Origin of the sequence: Rhizobium sp. NFR07, from assembly GCF_900111905.1 — a bacterium.
Taxonomy (GTDB): Bacteria; Pseudomonadota; Alphaproteobacteria; order Rhizobiales; family Rhizobiaceae; genus Neorhizobium.
In genome coordinates this window covers 79,129-93,260 of sequence record NZ_FOKM01000003.1, presented here as the reverse complement: position 1 = coordinate 93,260, position 14,132 = coordinate 79,129, and the positions used below count along the sequence as shown (strand labels likewise).

General features: G+C 62.2%; 18 protein-coding genes. 9 read left to right on the top strand and 9 right to left on the bottom strand.

Translation table 11 applies throughout. From position 1 onward, the window contains the following. Positions 1 to 55 precede the first annotated feature (55 nt). The 4 genes from BM216_RS07375 to BM216_RS07360 all read right to left on the bottom strand — a co-directional run bounded on the left by BM216_RS07375 (position 56) and on the right by BM216_RS07360 (position 3,825). Entirely contained in the window at positions 56 to 1,792 is a 1,737-nt protein-coding gene (locus tag BM216_RS07375) for a putative bifunctional diguanylate cyclase/phosphodiesterase (RefSeq protein WP_210217029.1), read from the bottom strand. Positions 1,793 to 1,861: 69 nt separating this feature from the next. After that, positions 1,862 to 2,605 carry a sulfite exporter TauE/SafE family protein gene (locus tag BM216_RS07370; protein WP_092997322.1) on the bottom strand — a complete coding sequence of 248 codons (744 nt, stop codon included), beginning with the start codon at positions 2,603 to 2,605 and terminating at the stop codon, positions 1,862 to 1,864. 86 nt (positions 2,606 to 2,691) lie between these two features. After that, positions 2,692 to 3,363, bottom strand: coding sequence for a hypothetical protein (locus tag BM216_RS07365; RefSeq protein ID WP_092997319.1), 672 nt, complete (start codon positions 3,361 to 3,363; stop codon positions 2,692 to 2,694). A 138-nt stretch (positions 3,364 to 3,501) separates the two neighbouring features. Continuing rightward, positions 3,502 to 3,825, bottom strand: coding sequence for a hypothetical protein (locus BM216_RS07360; RefSeq protein ID WP_092997316.1), 324 nt, complete (start codon positions 3,823 to 3,825; stop codon positions 3,502 to 3,504). Between the two features lie 225 nt (positions 3,826 to 4,050). On the opposite strand from BM216_RS07360, the gene BM216_RS07355 reads away from it, so the two are divergent. Beyond that, complete coding sequence (locus tag BM216_RS07355; RefSeq protein WP_092997312.1) at positions 4,051 to 4,653, top strand: superoxide dismutase; 603 nt, start codon at positions 4,051 to 4,053, stop codon at positions 4,651 to 4,653. Positions 4,654 to 4,795: 142 nt separating this feature from the next. Here the strand turns inward: BM216_RS07355 and BM216_RS07350 are convergent, their stop codons facing one another. Continuing rightward, entirely contained in the window at positions 4,796 to 6,127 is a 1,332-nt protein-coding gene (locus BM216_RS07350; RefSeq protein ID WP_092997309.1) for an adenylate/guanylate cyclase domain-containing protein, read from the bottom strand. A gap of 195 nt (positions 6,128 to 6,322) precedes the next feature. On the opposite strand from BM216_RS07350, the gene BM216_RS07345 reads away from it, so the two are divergent. Continuing rightward, positions 6,323 to 7,165, top strand: coding sequence for a metallophosphoesterase (locus tag BM216_RS07345; protein WP_092997306.1), 843 nt, complete (start codon positions 6,323 to 6,325; stop codon positions 7,163 to 7,165). Between the two features lie 9 nt (positions 7,166 to 7,174). On the opposite strand, the gene BM216_RS07340 is transcribed toward BM216_RS07345, so the two are convergent. Next, positions 7,175 to 7,870 carry a helix-turn-helix transcriptional regulator gene (locus BM216_RS07340; protein WP_092997303.1) on the bottom strand — a complete coding sequence of 232 codons (696 nt, stop codon included), beginning with the start codon at positions 7,868 to 7,870 and terminating at the stop codon, positions 7,175 to 7,177. 127 nt (positions 7,871 to 7,997) lie between these two features. On the opposite strand from BM216_RS07340, the gene BM216_RS07335 reads away from it, so the two are divergent. The 5 genes from BM216_RS07335 to BM216_RS07315 all read left to right on the top strand — a co-directional run bounded on the left by BM216_RS07335 (position 7,998) and on the right by BM216_RS07315 (position 10,929). Further along, a complete protein-coding gene (locus BM216_RS07335; RefSeq protein WP_092998434.1) occupies positions 7,998 to 8,630 on the top strand; it encodes a LysE family translocator in 633 nt (210 codons plus the stop codon). A gap of 169 nt (positions 8,631 to 8,799) precedes the next feature. After that, positions 8,800 to 9,243 (top strand): c-type cytochrome, encoded by a 444-nt coding sequence (locus tag BM216_RS07330; RefSeq protein WP_092997300.1) that lies wholly within the window; start codon positions 8,800 to 8,802, stop codon positions 9,241 to 9,243. 82 nt (positions 9,244 to 9,325) lie between these two features. Then, positions 9,326 to 10,237 (top strand): c-type cytochrome, encoded by a 912-nt coding sequence (locus BM216_RS07325; RefSeq protein ID WP_092997297.1) that lies wholly within the window; start codon positions 9,326 to 9,328, stop codon positions 10,235 to 10,237. Positions 10,238 to 10,297: 60 nt separating this feature from the next. Then, positions 10,298 to 10,564 (top strand): type II toxin-antitoxin system antitoxin MazE, encoded by a 267-nt coding sequence (locus BM216_RS07320; protein WP_092997294.1) that lies wholly within the window; start codon positions 10,298 to 10,300, stop codon positions 10,562 to 10,564. Then, positions 10,561 to 10,929 carry a type II toxin-antitoxin system toxin MazF gene (locus BM216_RS07315; RefSeq protein WP_092997291.1) on the top strand — a complete coding sequence of 123 codons (369 nt, stop codon included), beginning with the start codon at positions 10,561 to 10,563 and terminating at the stop codon, positions 10,927 to 10,929. Before BM216_RS07320 ends, BM216_RS07315 begins: the two co-directional genes overlap by 4 nt. Before the next feature lie 12 nt (positions 10,930 to 10,941). Here the strand turns inward: BM216_RS07315 and BM216_RS07310 are convergent, their stop codons facing one another. From BM216_RS07310 to BM216_RS07300, 3 genes are all read right to left on the bottom strand, one after another. Beyond that, positions 10,942 to 11,511, bottom strand: coding sequence for a DJ-1/PfpI family protein (locus BM216_RS07310; RefSeq protein ID WP_092997289.1), 570 nt, complete (start codon positions 11,509 to 11,511; stop codon positions 10,942 to 10,944). Between the two features lie 46 nt (positions 11,512 to 11,557). Next, positions 11,558 to 12,046, bottom strand: a complete 489-nt coding sequence (locus BM216_RS07305) for a GNAT family N-acetyltransferase (protein WP_092998432.1) — start codon at positions 12,044 to 12,046, stop codon at positions 11,558 to 11,560. A 199-nt stretch (positions 12,047 to 12,245) separates the two neighbouring features. After that, positions 12,246 to 12,662, bottom strand: coding sequence for a MerR family transcriptional regulator (locus BM216_RS07300; RefSeq protein WP_092998430.1), 417 nt, complete (start codon positions 12,660 to 12,662; stop codon positions 12,246 to 12,248). Between the two features lie 132 nt (positions 12,663 to 12,794). Here BM216_RS07300 and dmeR point away from each other — a divergent pair, with 132 nt between their 5' ends. Then, on the top strand, positions 12,795 to 13,067 hold the full coding sequence (gene dmeR, locus BM216_RS07295; protein ID WP_092997286.1) for a Ni(II)/Co(II)-sensing transcriptional repressor DmeR: 273 nt from the start codon (positions 12,795 to 12,797) through the stop codon (positions 13,065 to 13,067). A gap of 55 nt (positions 13,068 to 13,122) precedes the next feature. Continuing rightward, entirely contained in the window at positions 13,123 to 14,100 is a 978-nt protein-coding gene (gene dmeF, locus BM216_RS07290; protein WP_092998428.1) for a CDF family Co(II)/Ni(II) efflux transporter DmeF, read from the top strand. The last annotated feature ends 32 nt before the right edge of the window (positions 14,101 to 14,132 follow it).

The following is a 14,132-nucleotide window of genomic DNA, read 5'->3' as shown; positions in this document are numbered from 1 at the left end:
GGAACATGGTTTGATCTTAAGGCGTATGAACCGAGGGGATCCGGAGGATAGTATTTTACCGGCCTTGACTTGCCGATGTCCTGCCGATCTTCGCGTTCGCAGGTGCCGGTTCTTCCGCGCCCGTCAGCTCGAAATATTCCTCGATCGGTTCAGCCTTGCCGATCAGATATCCCTGCAGGTTCTGGCATTGCGCCTCTTCCAGGAAGGCGCGCTGTTCTTCGGTCTCGACACCTTCGGCCACGATCGGAATGTTGAGCCCGCGCCCAAGCCCGATGACGGCGCGGACGATCTCGTCGGCACTGCTGTCGGCCACCAGTTTCGAGGTGAACGACTTGTCGATCTTGATCGTGTCGAAGGGGAAGGCCTGCAGATAGGAGAGGGAGGAATAACCGGTGCCGAAATCGTCCATGGCGATCCGCACCCCGAGTGCCTTCAGCCCCCGCAGGACCTGCAGCGCCCGGGCAAAATCCTGCACCAGCACGCCTTCCGTCACCTCGAGCTCCAGGCGTTCCGGCGCAAGCCCCGTTTCCAGAAGCGCCAGATGCACGTCGCCGACAAGGTTCTCCTGGCGGAACTGGATCGGCGACACGTTGATCGCGATCATCAACCGGTTCGGCCAGCTCGCCGCCTCGCGGCAGGCCTCCTTCAGCACCCATCGGCCGATCTCGACGATCAGTCCGCTTTCCTCCGCCGGCGGCACGAACTCGTCCGGCGTGACCAGCCCGCGGGTCGGGTGCCGCCAGCGCAAAAGCGCCTCGAAGCCGAACACCTCGCCGGCAACGGAAGCCTGCGGCTGGTAATGCAGGGTCAGTTCACGGCGGTTGATCGCGTAGCGCAGGTCCTGCTGCAGCATGCGCCTTTCATGCATGCGCCGGTCCATCTGGGCGTTGAAGGCGCAATAGCGTCCGCGCCCCTCGGCCTTGGCGCGGTAGAGTGCGGCATCGGCATTGGCAAGCAGCGAGGCGGCATCGGTGCCGTCCTGGGGAAACATCGCGATCCCCATGCTGAGGCTGACCCTCAGCCCGCGGCCCTCGACCTCTATCTCCTCTTCCATCGCCCGCATCAGGCTTTCGGCGAGCCGCGTCACCGCTTCCGGCTGGATTTCGCCGACGCTGACGACGGTGAATTCATCGCCGCCGAGCCGGGCTGCGAGATCATGGGTGCCGAGCACCTGCTTCAGCCGCCGCGCCAGCTCCGTCAGCACGATGTCGCCGGCGGCGTGGCCGAACAGGTCGTTGATGTCCTTGAAGCGGTCGACGTCGAAACTCATCACCCCGAACTGTCGGTGAGCCACCTGTCCCTCGGCGATCAGGCTTGCGAAGCGGGCGGAAAAATGGGTGCGGTTAGGCAGGTCGGTCAGCGGATCGTGATGCGCGAGGTAGGAGACGCGCTGCTCCGCCGTGATCCGGGCGGTGATGTCCTGCTGGGTGCTGAGAATGAACTTTCCGTCGAGCAATATGTCATGCACCGCGATGATCTTGTCGCCGATCCGGATCTCGGCCTCGGCGGACCCGTCCTGAATGAGCTTGCGTTTCAGCCGCTCGAAAAAGGCGATCGGATCCTCCTTCCAGTCGGAAAGGTGATTGCTCTGCGCCAGTTCGGTAAAGCTTTCCTTGCCGGTAATGCCCTGCTTGCCCCGGTCATGCAGCGCGCGGAAGGCATGGTTCTCGTAAAGTATGTGCCCGTCGAGATCGGTCAGCACCACGGCGACCGGCAGGTTGTCCATCGCGGCCTTAACCGTCGCAAGCCTGGCCGCTTCACCCGAATGCATGCCTGTCTCTGCCGTCGCCATGCCTCGCTCCCGTGGATCGGCAAGGACGGTAGGCTAGCACGTTTAAATATTAGATAATACGCATATTTATCAGATGAAGCGCACCGCGGCGGTCCCGATAATGATCATGGAGACCGCGATCATCAGCGGCTTGACGGGAAGCTTCTTGACGATGAAGGCGCCGATCGGCGCAGCCAATACGCCGCCGAGGATAAGGCCGAGAGCGGAGGACAGTTCCGACCAGCCGAGCGCCAGGATGAAGGTGATCGAGATCACGGTGGTCACGGCGAATTCGGTGAGATTGGTGGAGCCGATCACCTTTTTCGGATCATGGCCGCGGCCAAGCAGCGAACTGGTGACGATCGGCCCCCATCCGCCGCCGCCCATTGCATCCAGCACGCCGCCGGCGCCGCCGACATAGGGCACGATCCAGTCATGCACGTCGCGCGGCCATTTGGGCTGGAACGCCTTGTAGAGAATGTAGATGCCGATGAGCACGAGATAGGCCGAGACGAAGGGCTCGATCGCCTCGCCGTCTATGTTGGCGAGCAGATAGGCGCCGATCGCGCCGCCGACCATGCCGGCAGGTGCCAGCCGCAGCACCAGCCGCCAGTCGACATTGCGGTGATAGAGATGGGAAAGCCCGGACGCGGCGGTGGTGAAGCACTCGGTCACATGGGTCATGGCGCTGGCCGCCGCAGGTGCCACGCCGAATGTGAGAAGGCTGGTCGTCGTCAGAACGCCGAAGGCCATTCCGAGCGCACCGTCGACGATCTGCGCAAGGAAGCCGATCACGACGAAGACGAGAAAGTCGGAGTTGAGGAAGTCGAACATCGCATCTTCTCCTGGCTTGTTCCCAGCGGGGAGTAATCCGTGGTCGCGCGAAATGTTCCCGGCCGGGTCGCGACCGGGAAGCCGTCTCAGGCCGCCACCGGCCCGGCATCCGTCATCAAGGGCGCCGCCATCATCGTCGCCTTCAGCCGTGCCACCGCCGCTTCCAGCGTCTCGAAGGCGGCAAGCCCCCGCGAGCCGATCGCGGCTGCCGCACGACGGATCGGGTCGAGCGACAGGACGAGATCGTCGGCGGTCAGGTCACCGTCCGGCAGGCTCCTCATGCGCCGCTGTCGGTCGGCCAGCTTGAAGGCCTCTTCCGCCAACGTGGTGAACAGCCTGTCCCGCGCGGAGGCGCGGTTGCCGCTGTCGTCCATCGCCCGAGGCATGCTGGTCCTGATATCGAGATGGTAACCGGTCAGCGCCCGGAACAGCGCGACATCCGTGGCCGAATAGAGGTTTGCGGATGCAGCCGAGGCCGCACCCACGAACGGGCTCGGGCTTGGGGTCGGCGCAGCGGGCGGTGAAGGGTGCGATGGATGGGCACGAGGCGAAGAGGGCACGGATGGGCTAGCGGCGACAGGATCGCCAAAAATCTGCGTCTCTGCGAGAAGGTCGATATGGGAAAGGCTGAGCGAGGGCGACACGGTCTCGCCCTCCCGGCTGTCATCGTCTTGGTCTGCGCCCGCCACAATGGCCGGCATGTGATCTGCATCCCGCAGCAGAAACTGCGGCACCGGTGGAATGTCGTTGCTGCTCACAATGGTCTCGTTGAGGTCTCGTCGGTCAAAAATCAAAAATCAAACGGAAAATTGAAAAGATGACCAAGGCTAGACCGGCAAGCCTGCGCGAAGCTGATTGATGATCGGCTTTGCGCCCGCCTGCCGCGACCGGAGATTTTATGGCGCGACGGTCAGCTCTTCGGCGCTGATCTCGCCGCCGTTTTCCGCCGTCTTCTTCTGCTTGTCGTAGACGCAGATCGTGCTGATTTCCGTCGTTGCGCCGACCGCCTTGCCGGTGACGACCGCAAGACCGTAGTGCTCGCTGCCATAGGGATCGACGATCGTGCGTCCGTCGGCGATCAGCTCCTTGGCGGATTCGAGGCATGCCTTGGAAACGTCGGTCTGGAACTGCGTCCAGGCCTCGTCGGAAGAGGCCTGTGCGCAGCCTGCGGCGGCAAGCACGGATACGAGCGTGGCGAACATCGTCATAGTCGTCTTCATCGAAACGGTTCCTCCATATGGGCGTTCCTGGTGGGCGCCTCTTGTCGCGGCGCTTTGCGTCGGAACGATGTTCGCCGGAGCGGCGTTGAGAGGGCGAGACGCTGCGATGCGTCTTTGGCTTTTTTGCCACAATTTTGGCCTTGGGGCCGTTGCCTCTTTTCGGGCACCCTCCTATGTTCCCGCTCGACGCTGACCCAAGGTGTTTGCCGAAAAGGAGTAGAACCTATGGCTTTCGAACTTCCCGAACTCCCCTACGACTACGAAGCTCTCGCGCCCTTCATGTCGAAGGAGACGCTCGAATACCACCACGACAAGCACCACAAGGCCTATGTCGACAACGGCAACAAGCTTGCCGCCGAAGCCGGCATGGCTGACCTGTCGGTCGAGGAAGTCGTCAAGAAGTCCTTCGGCACCAACCAGGGCCTCTTCAACAACGCTGCCCAGCACTACAACCACATCCATTTCTGGAAGTGGATGAAGAAGGACGGCGGCGGCAACAAGCTGCCGGGCAAGCTGGAAAGCGCCTTCGCTTCGGATCTCGGCGGCTATGACAAGTTCAAGGCCGATTTCGTTGCTGCCGGCACGACTCAGTTCGGTTCGGGCTGGGCCTGGCTCTCGGTCAAGGATGGCAAGCTCGCCATCTCCAAGACCCCGAACGGCGAAAACCCGCTCGTTCACGGCGCATCCCCGATCCTCGGCGTCGACGTATGGGAACACTCCTATTACATCGACTACCGCAACGCCCGTCCGAAGTACCTCGAAGCCTTCGTCGACAGCCTGATCAACTGGGATTACGTCCTGGAAATGTACGAAGCGGCTGCGAAGTAAGCTTCGATTTGCATCGTTTTTGAAGGCACCCGGCGTCGCAAGGCGTCGGGTGTCTGCGTTTGTGGCTGGTCTTCGAATTTCGCATATAGCGGTACGCTGGCAATGATTAGACCGCGCAATAAACCCGCAACGATCGATGCGTCTATGCCGTGCCGGTTACAGAATAGGTTTGCCAGCGTCCAGGAACATCACGCAATGTCGTTTCGTCCCGGGCGCTGAACGCGATGCCGGAGCCGATGACTAGGTCCCTGACCGTCGCTGAAACGAGGATGTCCCCGGCAGCGGCGTCGCCCAATATCCGCGCAGCTATGTTGACTGCGATGCCGCTCAAATCCGCCGACCGCGTCTCGCATTCACCGGTATGGAGTGCAGCACGAGTTTCCAGGCCCAGCTCGCCTGCCAGATCGCGAATAGCGCATGCGCATCTTATTCCCTTGCTCGGGTGCTGGAACGTCGCCAGAAAGCCATCGCCCATCGATTTCACTTCCTTGCCGTCGTAGCGCAAAAGTGCTGCGCGTACTCCGTCGTCATGGCGACGCAACAGGTCTTGCCATCCCTGATCGCCCATCTCAGCCAACAGAGACGTGGAGCCGACGATATCGGTGAAGGGCACTGTCAGCAGTACGCGCTCGGAGAGTGGGCGTGGCCGAATACCGGTCAGAAATTCCTCGATTTCATCGAGTGCTTGATCGGTGTCTCCTGCCCAGATCGGATGATCATCGCCGGAAAGCTCCTTCCATTTTGCCCCAGCGATATGGTCGGCCAGATAGCGCCCTTCCTCGACCTTCACCCATCGATCGCCAGTCCTGTGGATCACAAGCGTCGGTACATGAATGGCGCTCAATATGCCTCGAACATCGATTTCGGTGTTCCAGCGCCAAAGGGAAAGCGCGTCCTGCGGCGAAGCCGAATTGCGCAGGTAGCCGCTGAACCAATCCTGGGCCTTCCGATCATGTGCCAGACTTGGGGCCGCGTTGCTCATGTCGAAAGGTCCGCCCCAGTCCCGCGCAATAGCTGCAAGTTCCTCTTCCACCTGCTCACGTGTCTTGGCCCAAGGGTAATCTTCTGACCAGAGCCCCTTCGCAAAAGCTCCATAGAGGATGAGCGCAGTGGTTTTTTCCGGATAAGTCGCGGCAAACAACATGCACATGTTACCTCCCTCGGAGGTGCCCATGAGTGCCGCGCGGGTCGAGCCCGCGGCTTCCATCACCGCTTGGACATCCTGCATGCGCTCTTCGAGTGTAGGATAACCGACATTGCGATCTGAGAGACCGGTTCCGCGCTTGTCGAAGATGATCAGTCGAGCGAAAGCACTAAGTCGCTCCAGCAGGTGGGCAATTCTCGGAAATTCCCAGGAATAGTCGAGATTGGAAACCCAGCCAGGCACGTAGAGAACGTCGAAGGGGCCATTGCCGATCACTTGATAGGCGATGTTGAGTTCACCACTCCTTGCATAGCGGGTGCTCGTTCGCATGGATGAAAAATATCACAATGTGGACCATAGGGCGACGGAGATACTGGGCTCGGCATCTGAACAGAATTTCCGGCCCGGGATATCGGCACAGCGCTTGAAGCGACCGATGGCTTGCGGGTGGCTTCCAGCAAACGAGGCACCGGTCTGTCTCCTGCTGTCACACCAATGTCACGTCCCGCGATTACGCCGCGCGCCATGTCCTCCGCAGAACCGCTCCTCCGCTTCGGCGTCGTCGCCGATCCCCAATATGCTGACGCCGATCCCAGGCCGGAAGTGGATCGATACTATCGCAACAGCCCGAAGAAGCTTGCTGAGGCGATCGAGACCTTCAATGGCGAGGATCTTTCCTTCGTCGTCACCCTCGGCGACCTGATCGACCGCGACTGGGAAAGTTTCGACCGCATCCTGCCGGTCTATGACGCTCTGCGCCACGAAAGCATTCTGCTTCCCGGCAACCATGACTTCTATGTCGCGCCCGAGAGGATGGGCGAGGTGCATGCCCGCCTCGGCATGCCGGCGCCCTGGCACCACTTTCTCCGCGGCGGCATCCGCTTCGTGGTGATCGACGGCAACGAGATCAGCCTCTTTTCCACGCCGGAAGGCGATCCGCGCCATGAGGAAGCAAAGCGGCGCCTCGAGGCGCTGACGGCCGCCGGCGCGATCAATGCCAAGACCTGGAATGCCGGCATCAGCGACACCCAGTTCACCTGGCTGGAGCAAACGCTTGTGGCCGCGAAGGCGCAGGGCGAAAAGGTCGTGGTCATGGGCCATTACCCGCTCTTCCCCGAACATGACCACAATCTCTGGGATTGCGACCGGGTGGTCGACCTCTTCGAGCGCTCCGGCAATGTCGTCGCCTATCTCGACGGCCACTATCACGCCGGCAATTTCGGCCGCCACGGCTCCACCTGGTACGTGAATTTCAAGGGCATGGTCGATACCGAGACGGAAAACACCTTCGCCGTCGTGGAGATCCATGCCGATCGCATCGAGATCATCGGCCACGGCCGCGAGGAAAACCGCACGCTGCCGCTCTGATCGGCAGCGTCAGCCGGCGGTGGGAACCGCCGTCCAGCCATCGACCCAGATCTTGCGCAGCCCGTCGCCCTCGCCACGGAAGAAGCCGTCCACCGCTTCGCAATGCTCCACCCGGTCAGCGCGAAAATTGCGGATCGCCTGGCGCAGCTCGCACCACGCGACGATATTGGCCGTCTGCGAATAATAGATTAGCGCGATCGGCCGGATCGTTCGCTCCGTCGCACTGCCGAGCTCGTCGCGATAATCGAGCAGCAGCTTCTGTTCGTCGCGGATTGCTCGTCGGACGAGGCCGAGATCCACCGCATCCGGCACCGGAGCGGCCGTGCCCCAGGCATGCAGCGCATTGGCGGAAAAAGCTTGGGTCAGCGGCGCGGGCACGACGGCTGCGATCTTGCGGTTCACCTGTTTTGCCGCCCGTTTCAGCTCGGTGTCGCCGGTGCGCTCCAGCAGTGCCAGCGCCAGCACGATCGCCTCGGTTTCCTGGACCGACAGCATCAGCGGCGGCAGAGTGAAACCGGGGCGCAGGATATAACCGATGCCGCGCTCGCCCTCGATCGGCACGCGCATGGCCTGCAGTGCCGCGATGTCCCGATAGATCGAGCGCACCGTCACTTCCAGCTGATCGGCAATCTCCGCCGCCGTCACCGATTGCCGGGCCAGCCGCAGGATCTGGATGATCTCGAACAAGCGCGAGGCCTTGCGCATTCCTGGGCTCCTAGAAATGCAACTGACAGAATGCTGTCAGTTGGCCTGTCCTATAGCACCTCGCATAAACCCGGAAAACAGGCTTTCCGGGCAGTTGGCCCTGCATTCGGATGGTGCGATAACTGACATGACTTACAGTGAAAATCTCTGGCTCTTCTCGACGCTCCTGTTCGGCATCATCATTCTGCCGGGCATGGACATGATGTTCGTGCTGGCCAATGCGCTCACCCGCGGCCGCGCTGCCGGATTGGCCGCGACCGGCGGCATGATGCTCGGCGGGCTCGTTCATTCGCTCTACGGTGCGCTCGGCGTCGGCCTGCTGGCAAAGCTCATCCCGGTCCTGTTCACGCCGCTTATGATCGCCGGCGGGCTCTACATGGCCTGGATCGGCGTGACCCTGATGCGCAGCGCCATAATCGTCGAGGATGTCGGACACGCCGATACGCGGACCAACTGGGAAGCCTTTCGGCGTGGCGTGCTGACCTGCCTGATCAACCCAAAAGCATATCTCTTCATGCTGGCCGTCTATCCGCAGTTCCTGCGGCCGGATTTCGGCCCGCTCGCGCCCCAGGCCGCGGTCATGGCGGCAATGACGGCCGGCATGCAGCTTGCAATCTATGGAAGCCTTGCGCTCGCGGCCGGCCGCGCCCGGCGGTTCCTGATCGGCAACGGCACAGCCACGATCTGGACCGGCCGCGTATGCGGCATAATGCTGGTCGTGGTCTCGGGCCTGACCCTGTGGGAAGGCATCCGCGGCTGATCCGCAGCCTTTGGTAGTGTCCTTGATCTCTGAACGCAGTGTTCACTCATATACACTCATCTCTGGCAAATCTGACAGAAACGTGATTTCTTTCAAGCGCATAAGCCGGGCCACTATCACCGCGCGAAATCGCGGGCCGGGCTGGCCGCGCAACGAGGAGAGAACACGCATGAAGTTCGGGATCAAGACCATCGCTGCCACCGCTCTCTGTCTTGGCTTGGCGGCGACAGCCGTCACGGCGCAGGATGCGGTCGTGCAGAAGCGCGAGCAGATGATGAAACAGGTCGGCGCCTCCATGGGCGCGCTCGGCGGCATCGCCAAGGGTGAAAAGCCCTTCGACGCCGACGTGGTCAAGACCGCGCTGACCACGATCAGCGCCGACATGAAGGCTTTCCCCGACCAGTTCCCTGCAGGTTCGGAAGCCAATTCGGCGGCAGCCCCCGCGATCTGGGACAACATGGACGACTTCAAGGCCAAGGCAGCCAAGCTTGCGGGCGATGCCGACACGATCCTGGCCTCCATGCCGGCAGACCAGGCCGGCGTGCAGGAAGCGGTCAAGACGCTCGGCGCCAATTGCGGCACCTGCCACCAGACCTACCGCCTGAAGCGATAACGCGGATCGACGGCGAGCCGCGGTAGCCTGTCCGCGGCTCTTCGATCCGATCTGCCCGGCCACCGACAGCGGGAGACATGCCATGGCCTCGACCTGGTCAAAGATAGCGGCGGCGGGCGTCGCGGTGATAGCGATCGGCGCCGGTGCCGCATGGGCGCTGACAAAGCCCGATCCCCATCCCGACAGTTATTGGGCCGATCTGGGAGAACCCGATCTCCCCAATGGCGAGCAGATCTTCTGGGCCGGCGGCTGCGCCGGCTGTCATGCCGCGACCGGTGCAGAGGGCGATGCTCTGAAGGTGATGTCCGGCGGCCGTGCATTGCCGAGCCCGTTCGGCACGTTCCACATTCCCAACATCTCGCCCGATCCTCAGGCCGGCATCGGCCGCTGGACGCTGGCTCAGTTCGGCAATGCCATGACCCGCGGCGTCGGTCCGGGCGGCGAACATCTCTACCCGTCCTTCCCCTACGGTTCCTATGCGCGGATGGTGCCGAAGGATGTCAACGACCTGTTCGGCTACCTGAAGACGCTGCCCGCGAGCAGCAACGTCGCGCCCGGCCACGAACTCGGCTTCCCCTTCAACATCCGCCTGGCGGTGGGCGGCTGGAAATTCCTCTATTTCAACGACCAGCCGCGCGTCGAACTCGCGTCCGCCGACGACAAGGTTAAGCGCGGCCAATATCTCGTCGAAGGCCCAGGCCATTGCGGCGAATGCCACACCCCGCGCAACGCTCTCGGCGGCTTTGAAGCCGGCAAATGGCTCGCCGGCGGCCCGAACCCGGAGGGCAAGGGCACGATCCCCGACATCACGCCCGGCGGCGATATCGGTTCCTGGAGTGAGGCAGATATCGCCAACTACCTGGAAACCGGCTTCACCCCCGACTACGATTCCGCCGGCGGCTCGATGGTCGAGGTGCAGAAGAACATGGCGCATCTGCCGAAAAGCGATCTGGAAGCGATTGCGGCTTATTTGAAAGCCGTGCCGTCGCAGTGATAGCCGAGCTTGCTCCGCACGAACAATGTGCTATATTTGTAGCACATTGAGGGCGTGGCCATGAGCATCACCACAAAGATCAGAAAGCAGGGCGGTGCGGCGATCGTGACCATACCGCCGGCTGTCTTGAAGACGATGCAGCTGGAGATCGGCGACCAGCTTTCGCTGGAGATGTCTGAAGGCGAACTGGTCGTGAAGCCGCTCAAGAGTGCCAAAAAGCGCTACAAGCTTAGCGAACTGCTGGAAGGCAAGGACGCCATGTCCAGGCTGAATGCTGACGTGGCCTGGGCTACCGAAGGGGATCCCGTCGGGCACGAGATCTCATGATGGTGCGCAGCAATGTGCCCAATCGTGGCGACGTATTCTGGATCGACCCCAATCCGGTCGCGGGCCGGGAGATGAAGGACCGGCATCGGTTCGTGGTCATCACGCCCCGCGAAATCAATGCGCTCGGCGTGGCGATGACCGTGCCCATCACCAGTGGCGGCGGCTTCACCCGCAATGTGGGCCTGGCAGTACCGATTTCGGGTCATGAAACGACGGGCGTTGCCGTGTGCAACCAGGTCCGCAGTTTCGATATCCCGGCAAGAATCCAGAACAAGACCGCACGCTATATCGAAACATTGGATGGGCCGACGATGGACGAGATCGTTGCCCGCGTCGTAAGTGCCATCGATCCGGCCGCCGAATAGGTCGACGCGGTCCTACCGATGCTCTGCCGAGAATGGCGCAAGCTCCTCCTGCGCCGTATCGTTCCACAGGCCGAGCCCCTTCAGCACTTCCACGGTGAATGTATAGGGCGCCGTGCCCGCGGCGGTCACCACGCCATCGGCATGCACCGCTTGCGGTCCATCAACATAGTGCTCGGCGCCGGAATAGGCGGGATAGCTTTCATGCGACGCAAGCCGGTTGCCGGTATGGGCGACACCGTTCAGCGCACCGGTGCCGGCCAGCATGCTGGCGGCCGCGCAGATTCCTGCAGTCATCTTCTTATGCTCGCGAAAGGCTATGACGAGATCATCCAGTCCTTCCGGCACGGCCTTCTTCTCCCAGGCGAGACCGCCCGGCACGACGATCGCGTCGAAATCCTTCGGCTGCAGATCGCCGTAGGCGAGATCGGGCGTGACGTTGAGGCCGCCCATCGAGGTCACCGGCTTGCCGTCGGCGGTTGCCGTCTTCACGGTGACGCCAAGATAGCTGCGCGCCACCGCCATCAGCAGCGCGCATTCCCAATCGGCAAATTCCGGCGTCAGGGCCACGGCGATTGCGGTCATCTCGTCCTCTCCTCCAGGATGATTGTCCCGCCCGAAGACGGATGTCTCAGGCGAGCGCCTGCGTATAGCGCATGCCGGTCACCGGCCGCGGCTTGAAATCCATCTGCTCGTAGAAGCGGTGGGCGGCGGAATTGCCGGTGGCGGCGCTGACCGAAAGATAGCCGCAGCCTGCATTCCTGGCAATTTCGCGGGCGCGGGTGACGAGGTGCTGGCCGATGCCGTGGCCGCGATGGCCGTCGCGCACGAAGAGGTGGTGCAGGTCCATGCCGCGCGAGCCTTCCTCGGCACGGTAGAGCGGCACGAGAATGGCGTAGCCCATCAGTTCGCTGCCGGTATCAGCAACGATCACGTTGATCCAGGGCATGTCGCCGAACAGGTCGCGCTCGAGAATGTCGGGTGTCATGGCGGAGGCATCATGGTGATGCGCGGCCAGAAGCGCGATCATCTCGTTGAGCTCGGGCAGGTCGTGGCGCTTGGTGCTACGGATCGTCACAACGGAGGGGCGGGGCAGGGATATTTCGCTGTCTTCGGTCATTGTCGGCATCCATTTCCGGTCTCGTTTTGCCGTCAGGTGCCGTTTGATACAACAAAGCCGCCTGACGGCGGCTTGTTGACATGATGATCTGTCGAGCCGCCCTTTACAGGTAGGCCCAAAAATACGTTGCGGCGGTGGTGAGGCGCGTATTGATCATGGCAGCTCTCATGCGCCTGTCCGGGGACGTTGTCAAGCGGTCTCAATGCTCCCCGTCGCACAGTCCGTGGTCCGACAAGGAGCGGATGACGTAGCAGTCCTCGATCGAGTGCCCGCCGTCGCAATGAGAGACGATCCGCTCCAGTTCCTCTTCGAGCTTCTTCAACTTCTCGATCTTGGTGCGCACGCTCTTCAGGTGGTCGGCGGCAATGCGGTCGGCATTGCCGCAGGGCTGGTGCGGATGAGCGCTAAGCGCGATCAGTTCGCGGATGGCGGCAATGTCGAGCCCGAGGTCGCGCGCATGGCGGATGAAGGCAAGCCGCTCGAGATCCTGTCGCTCGTAGCGGCGCTGGTTGCCCTCCGATCGTTCGGCGGCATCGATCAACCCCATCTGCTCGTAATAGCGGATGGTGGGGACCTTGACCCCGGTGCGTTTCGAAAGATCGCCGATCGACAGCATGGTTTGCTCCATAGCTCTAGTCTCTGGAGATTTAGATAGGTTTTTCGGCGAGGCACGCAAGCGAAGATTCATCGCGCTTGCGCCTGCTCACGAAAATATAATATACCCCCCTATACTATATTGGAGACGGCAATGTCGCATACCGTTCGAGACAAGGCAAAACTTCTAGCGCGCGTTCGCCGCATGAAGGGACAAATGGAAGCGGTCGAGCGATCGCTGGAGGCGGAGGCGCCCTGCGGCGATGTCCTGCAGCTTCTCGCTTCGATCCGCGGCGCGCTGGCGGGGCTGACCGGTGAGGTGATCGAAGGTCATCTGCACGAGCATGTCGTCCACGCCGAGAGCGATGCCGAACGCGCCAGGGCGGCCGGCGAACTGGCAGATGTCCTGCGCACCTACATAAAATAACCGGGGAAGGGGCCTGCTTGCCCCGTGTCGCCGAAGAGTTTCAATGGAGTTCATCATGGCAAACAGTGTCGATGGCCTGACCCACGACCACGTCTTTCTGGGCAGGGATCACGAGCGCAACGAGAAGAAGGTCTGGCTGGTCATCGCGCTGACGGCGACGATGATGGTGGCGGAGATCGTTGCCGGATCGGTCTTCGGCTCGATGGCGCTGATGGCTGATGGCTGGCACATGTCCACCCATGCCGGCGCCATGCTGATCTCGGCGCTCGCCTATATGTATGCGCGACGCAACGCCAGGAACCCGCGCTACACCTTCGGCACCGGCAAGCTCGGCGATCTCGCGGGCTTTGCCAGCGCCATCGTGCTGGCGCTGGTCGCGCTCTTCATCGCCTGGGAAAGCGTCGTGCGTCTTGCAAATCCGGTCGCGATCGATTTCGACCAGGCGATCCTCGTTGCGGTTGTCGGCCTGCTGGTAAATCTCGCCAGCGCCTGGCTGCTGCGCGACGACCATGGTCATGCCCATGGCGGTCATCATGGCCACCATGGAAGCCACGCGCATTCCGGCCATCACGGCGATCATGCGCATGCCGCCGATCACGGAAAGGCCGAGGATAACAATCTCCGCGCCGCCTATCTGCATGTGCTGGCCGACGCGCTGACATCTGTACTGGCAATCGCCGCGCTGATCCTTGGCCGCATCTACGGCTGGAATGCGCTCGATCCGATCATGGGCATTGTCGGCGGTCTCGTCATCGCCCGCTGGTCGTGGGGCCTGATCGGCGCGACATCCGGCGTGCTGCTCGATGCCGAGCCGGGTGCCGGCGATCTGGCCGAAGAGATCCGCCGCGTCATGGAAACGCCGGATGATACCGTCCTGGATCTGCATGTCTGGCAGGTGGGGCCGGGCCATTACGCAACGATCGTCTCGATCGCGACGACGACCGAGGCAACGCCGGCATCCTACAAGGAAAGGCTCAAGGCCATTCCCGGCCTGTCCCACGTCACGGTCGAGGTAACACCGCTCGCCGCATGAACGAAAAAGGCCACGCGAAAATGCGTGGCCGG

Excerpts from the sequence above, each read along its gene's own strand:
- dmeR (WP_092997286.1), top strand. The coding sequence starts at position 12,795 with ATGTCGCATACCGTTCGAGACAAGGCAAAACTTCTAGCGCGCGTTCGC.
- BM216_RS07305 (WP_092998432.1), bottom strand. The coding sequence starts at position 12,046 with ATGACCGAAGACAGCGAAATATCCCTGCCCCGCCCCTCCGTTGTGACG.
- BM216_RS07340 (WP_092997303.1), bottom strand. The coding sequence starts at position 7,870 with ATGCGCAAGGCCTCGCGCTTGTTCGAGATCATCCAGATCCTGCGGCTG.
- BM216_RS07345 (WP_092997306.1), top strand. The coding sequence starts at position 6,323 with ATGTCCTCCGCAGAACCGCTCCTCCGCTTCGGCGTCGTCGCCGATCCC.
- BM216_RS07375 (WP_210217029.1), bottom strand. The coding sequence starts at position 1,792 with ATGGCGACGGCAGAGACAGGCATGCATTCGGGTGAAGCGGCCAGGCTT.
- BM216_RS07300 (WP_092998430.1), bottom strand. The coding sequence starts at position 12,662 with ATGCTGTCGATCGGCGATCTTTCGAAACGCACCGGGGTCAAGGTCCCC.
- BM216_RS07320 (WP_092997294.1), top strand. The coding sequence starts at position 10,298 with ATGAGCATCACCACAAAGATCAGAAAGCAGGGCGGTGCGGCGATCGTG.
- dmeF (WP_092998428.1), top strand. The coding sequence starts at position 13,123 with ATGGCAAACAGTGTCGATGGCCTGACCCACGACCACGTCTTTCTGGGC.
- BM216_RS07335 (WP_092998434.1), top strand. The coding sequence starts at position 7,998 with ATGACTTACAGTGAAAATCTCTGGCTCTTCTCGACGCTCCTGTTCGGC.
- BM216_RS07360 (WP_092997316.1), bottom strand. The coding sequence starts at position 3,825 with ATGAAGACGACTATGACGATGTTCGCCACGCTCGTATCCGTGCTTGCC.
- BM216_RS07370 (WP_092997322.1), bottom strand. The coding sequence starts at position 2,605 with ATGTTCGACTTCCTCAACTCCGACTTTCTCGTCTTCGTCGTGATCGGC.
- BM216_RS07325 (WP_092997297.1), top strand. The coding sequence starts at position 9,326 with ATGGCCTCGACCTGGTCAAAGATAGCGGCGGCGGGCGTCGCGGTGATA.
- BM216_RS07330 (WP_092997300.1), top strand. The coding sequence starts at position 8,800 with ATGAAGTTCGGGATCAAGACCATCGCTGCCACCGCTCTCTGTCTTGGC.
- BM216_RS07355 (WP_092997312.1), top strand. The coding sequence starts at position 4,051 with ATGGCTTTCGAACTTCCCGAACTCCCCTACGACTACGAAGCTCTCGCG.
- BM216_RS07350 (WP_092997309.1), bottom strand. The coding sequence starts at position 6,127 with ATGCGAACGAGCACCCGCTATGCAAGGAGTGGTGAACTCAACATCGCC.
- BM216_RS07310 (WP_092997289.1), bottom strand. The coding sequence starts at position 11,511 with ATGACCGCAATCGCCGTGGCCCTGACGCCGGAATTTGCCGATTGGGAA.
- BM216_RS07315 (WP_092997291.1), top strand. The coding sequence starts at position 10,561 with ATGATGGTGCGCAGCAATGTGCCCAATCGTGGCGACGTATTCTGGATC.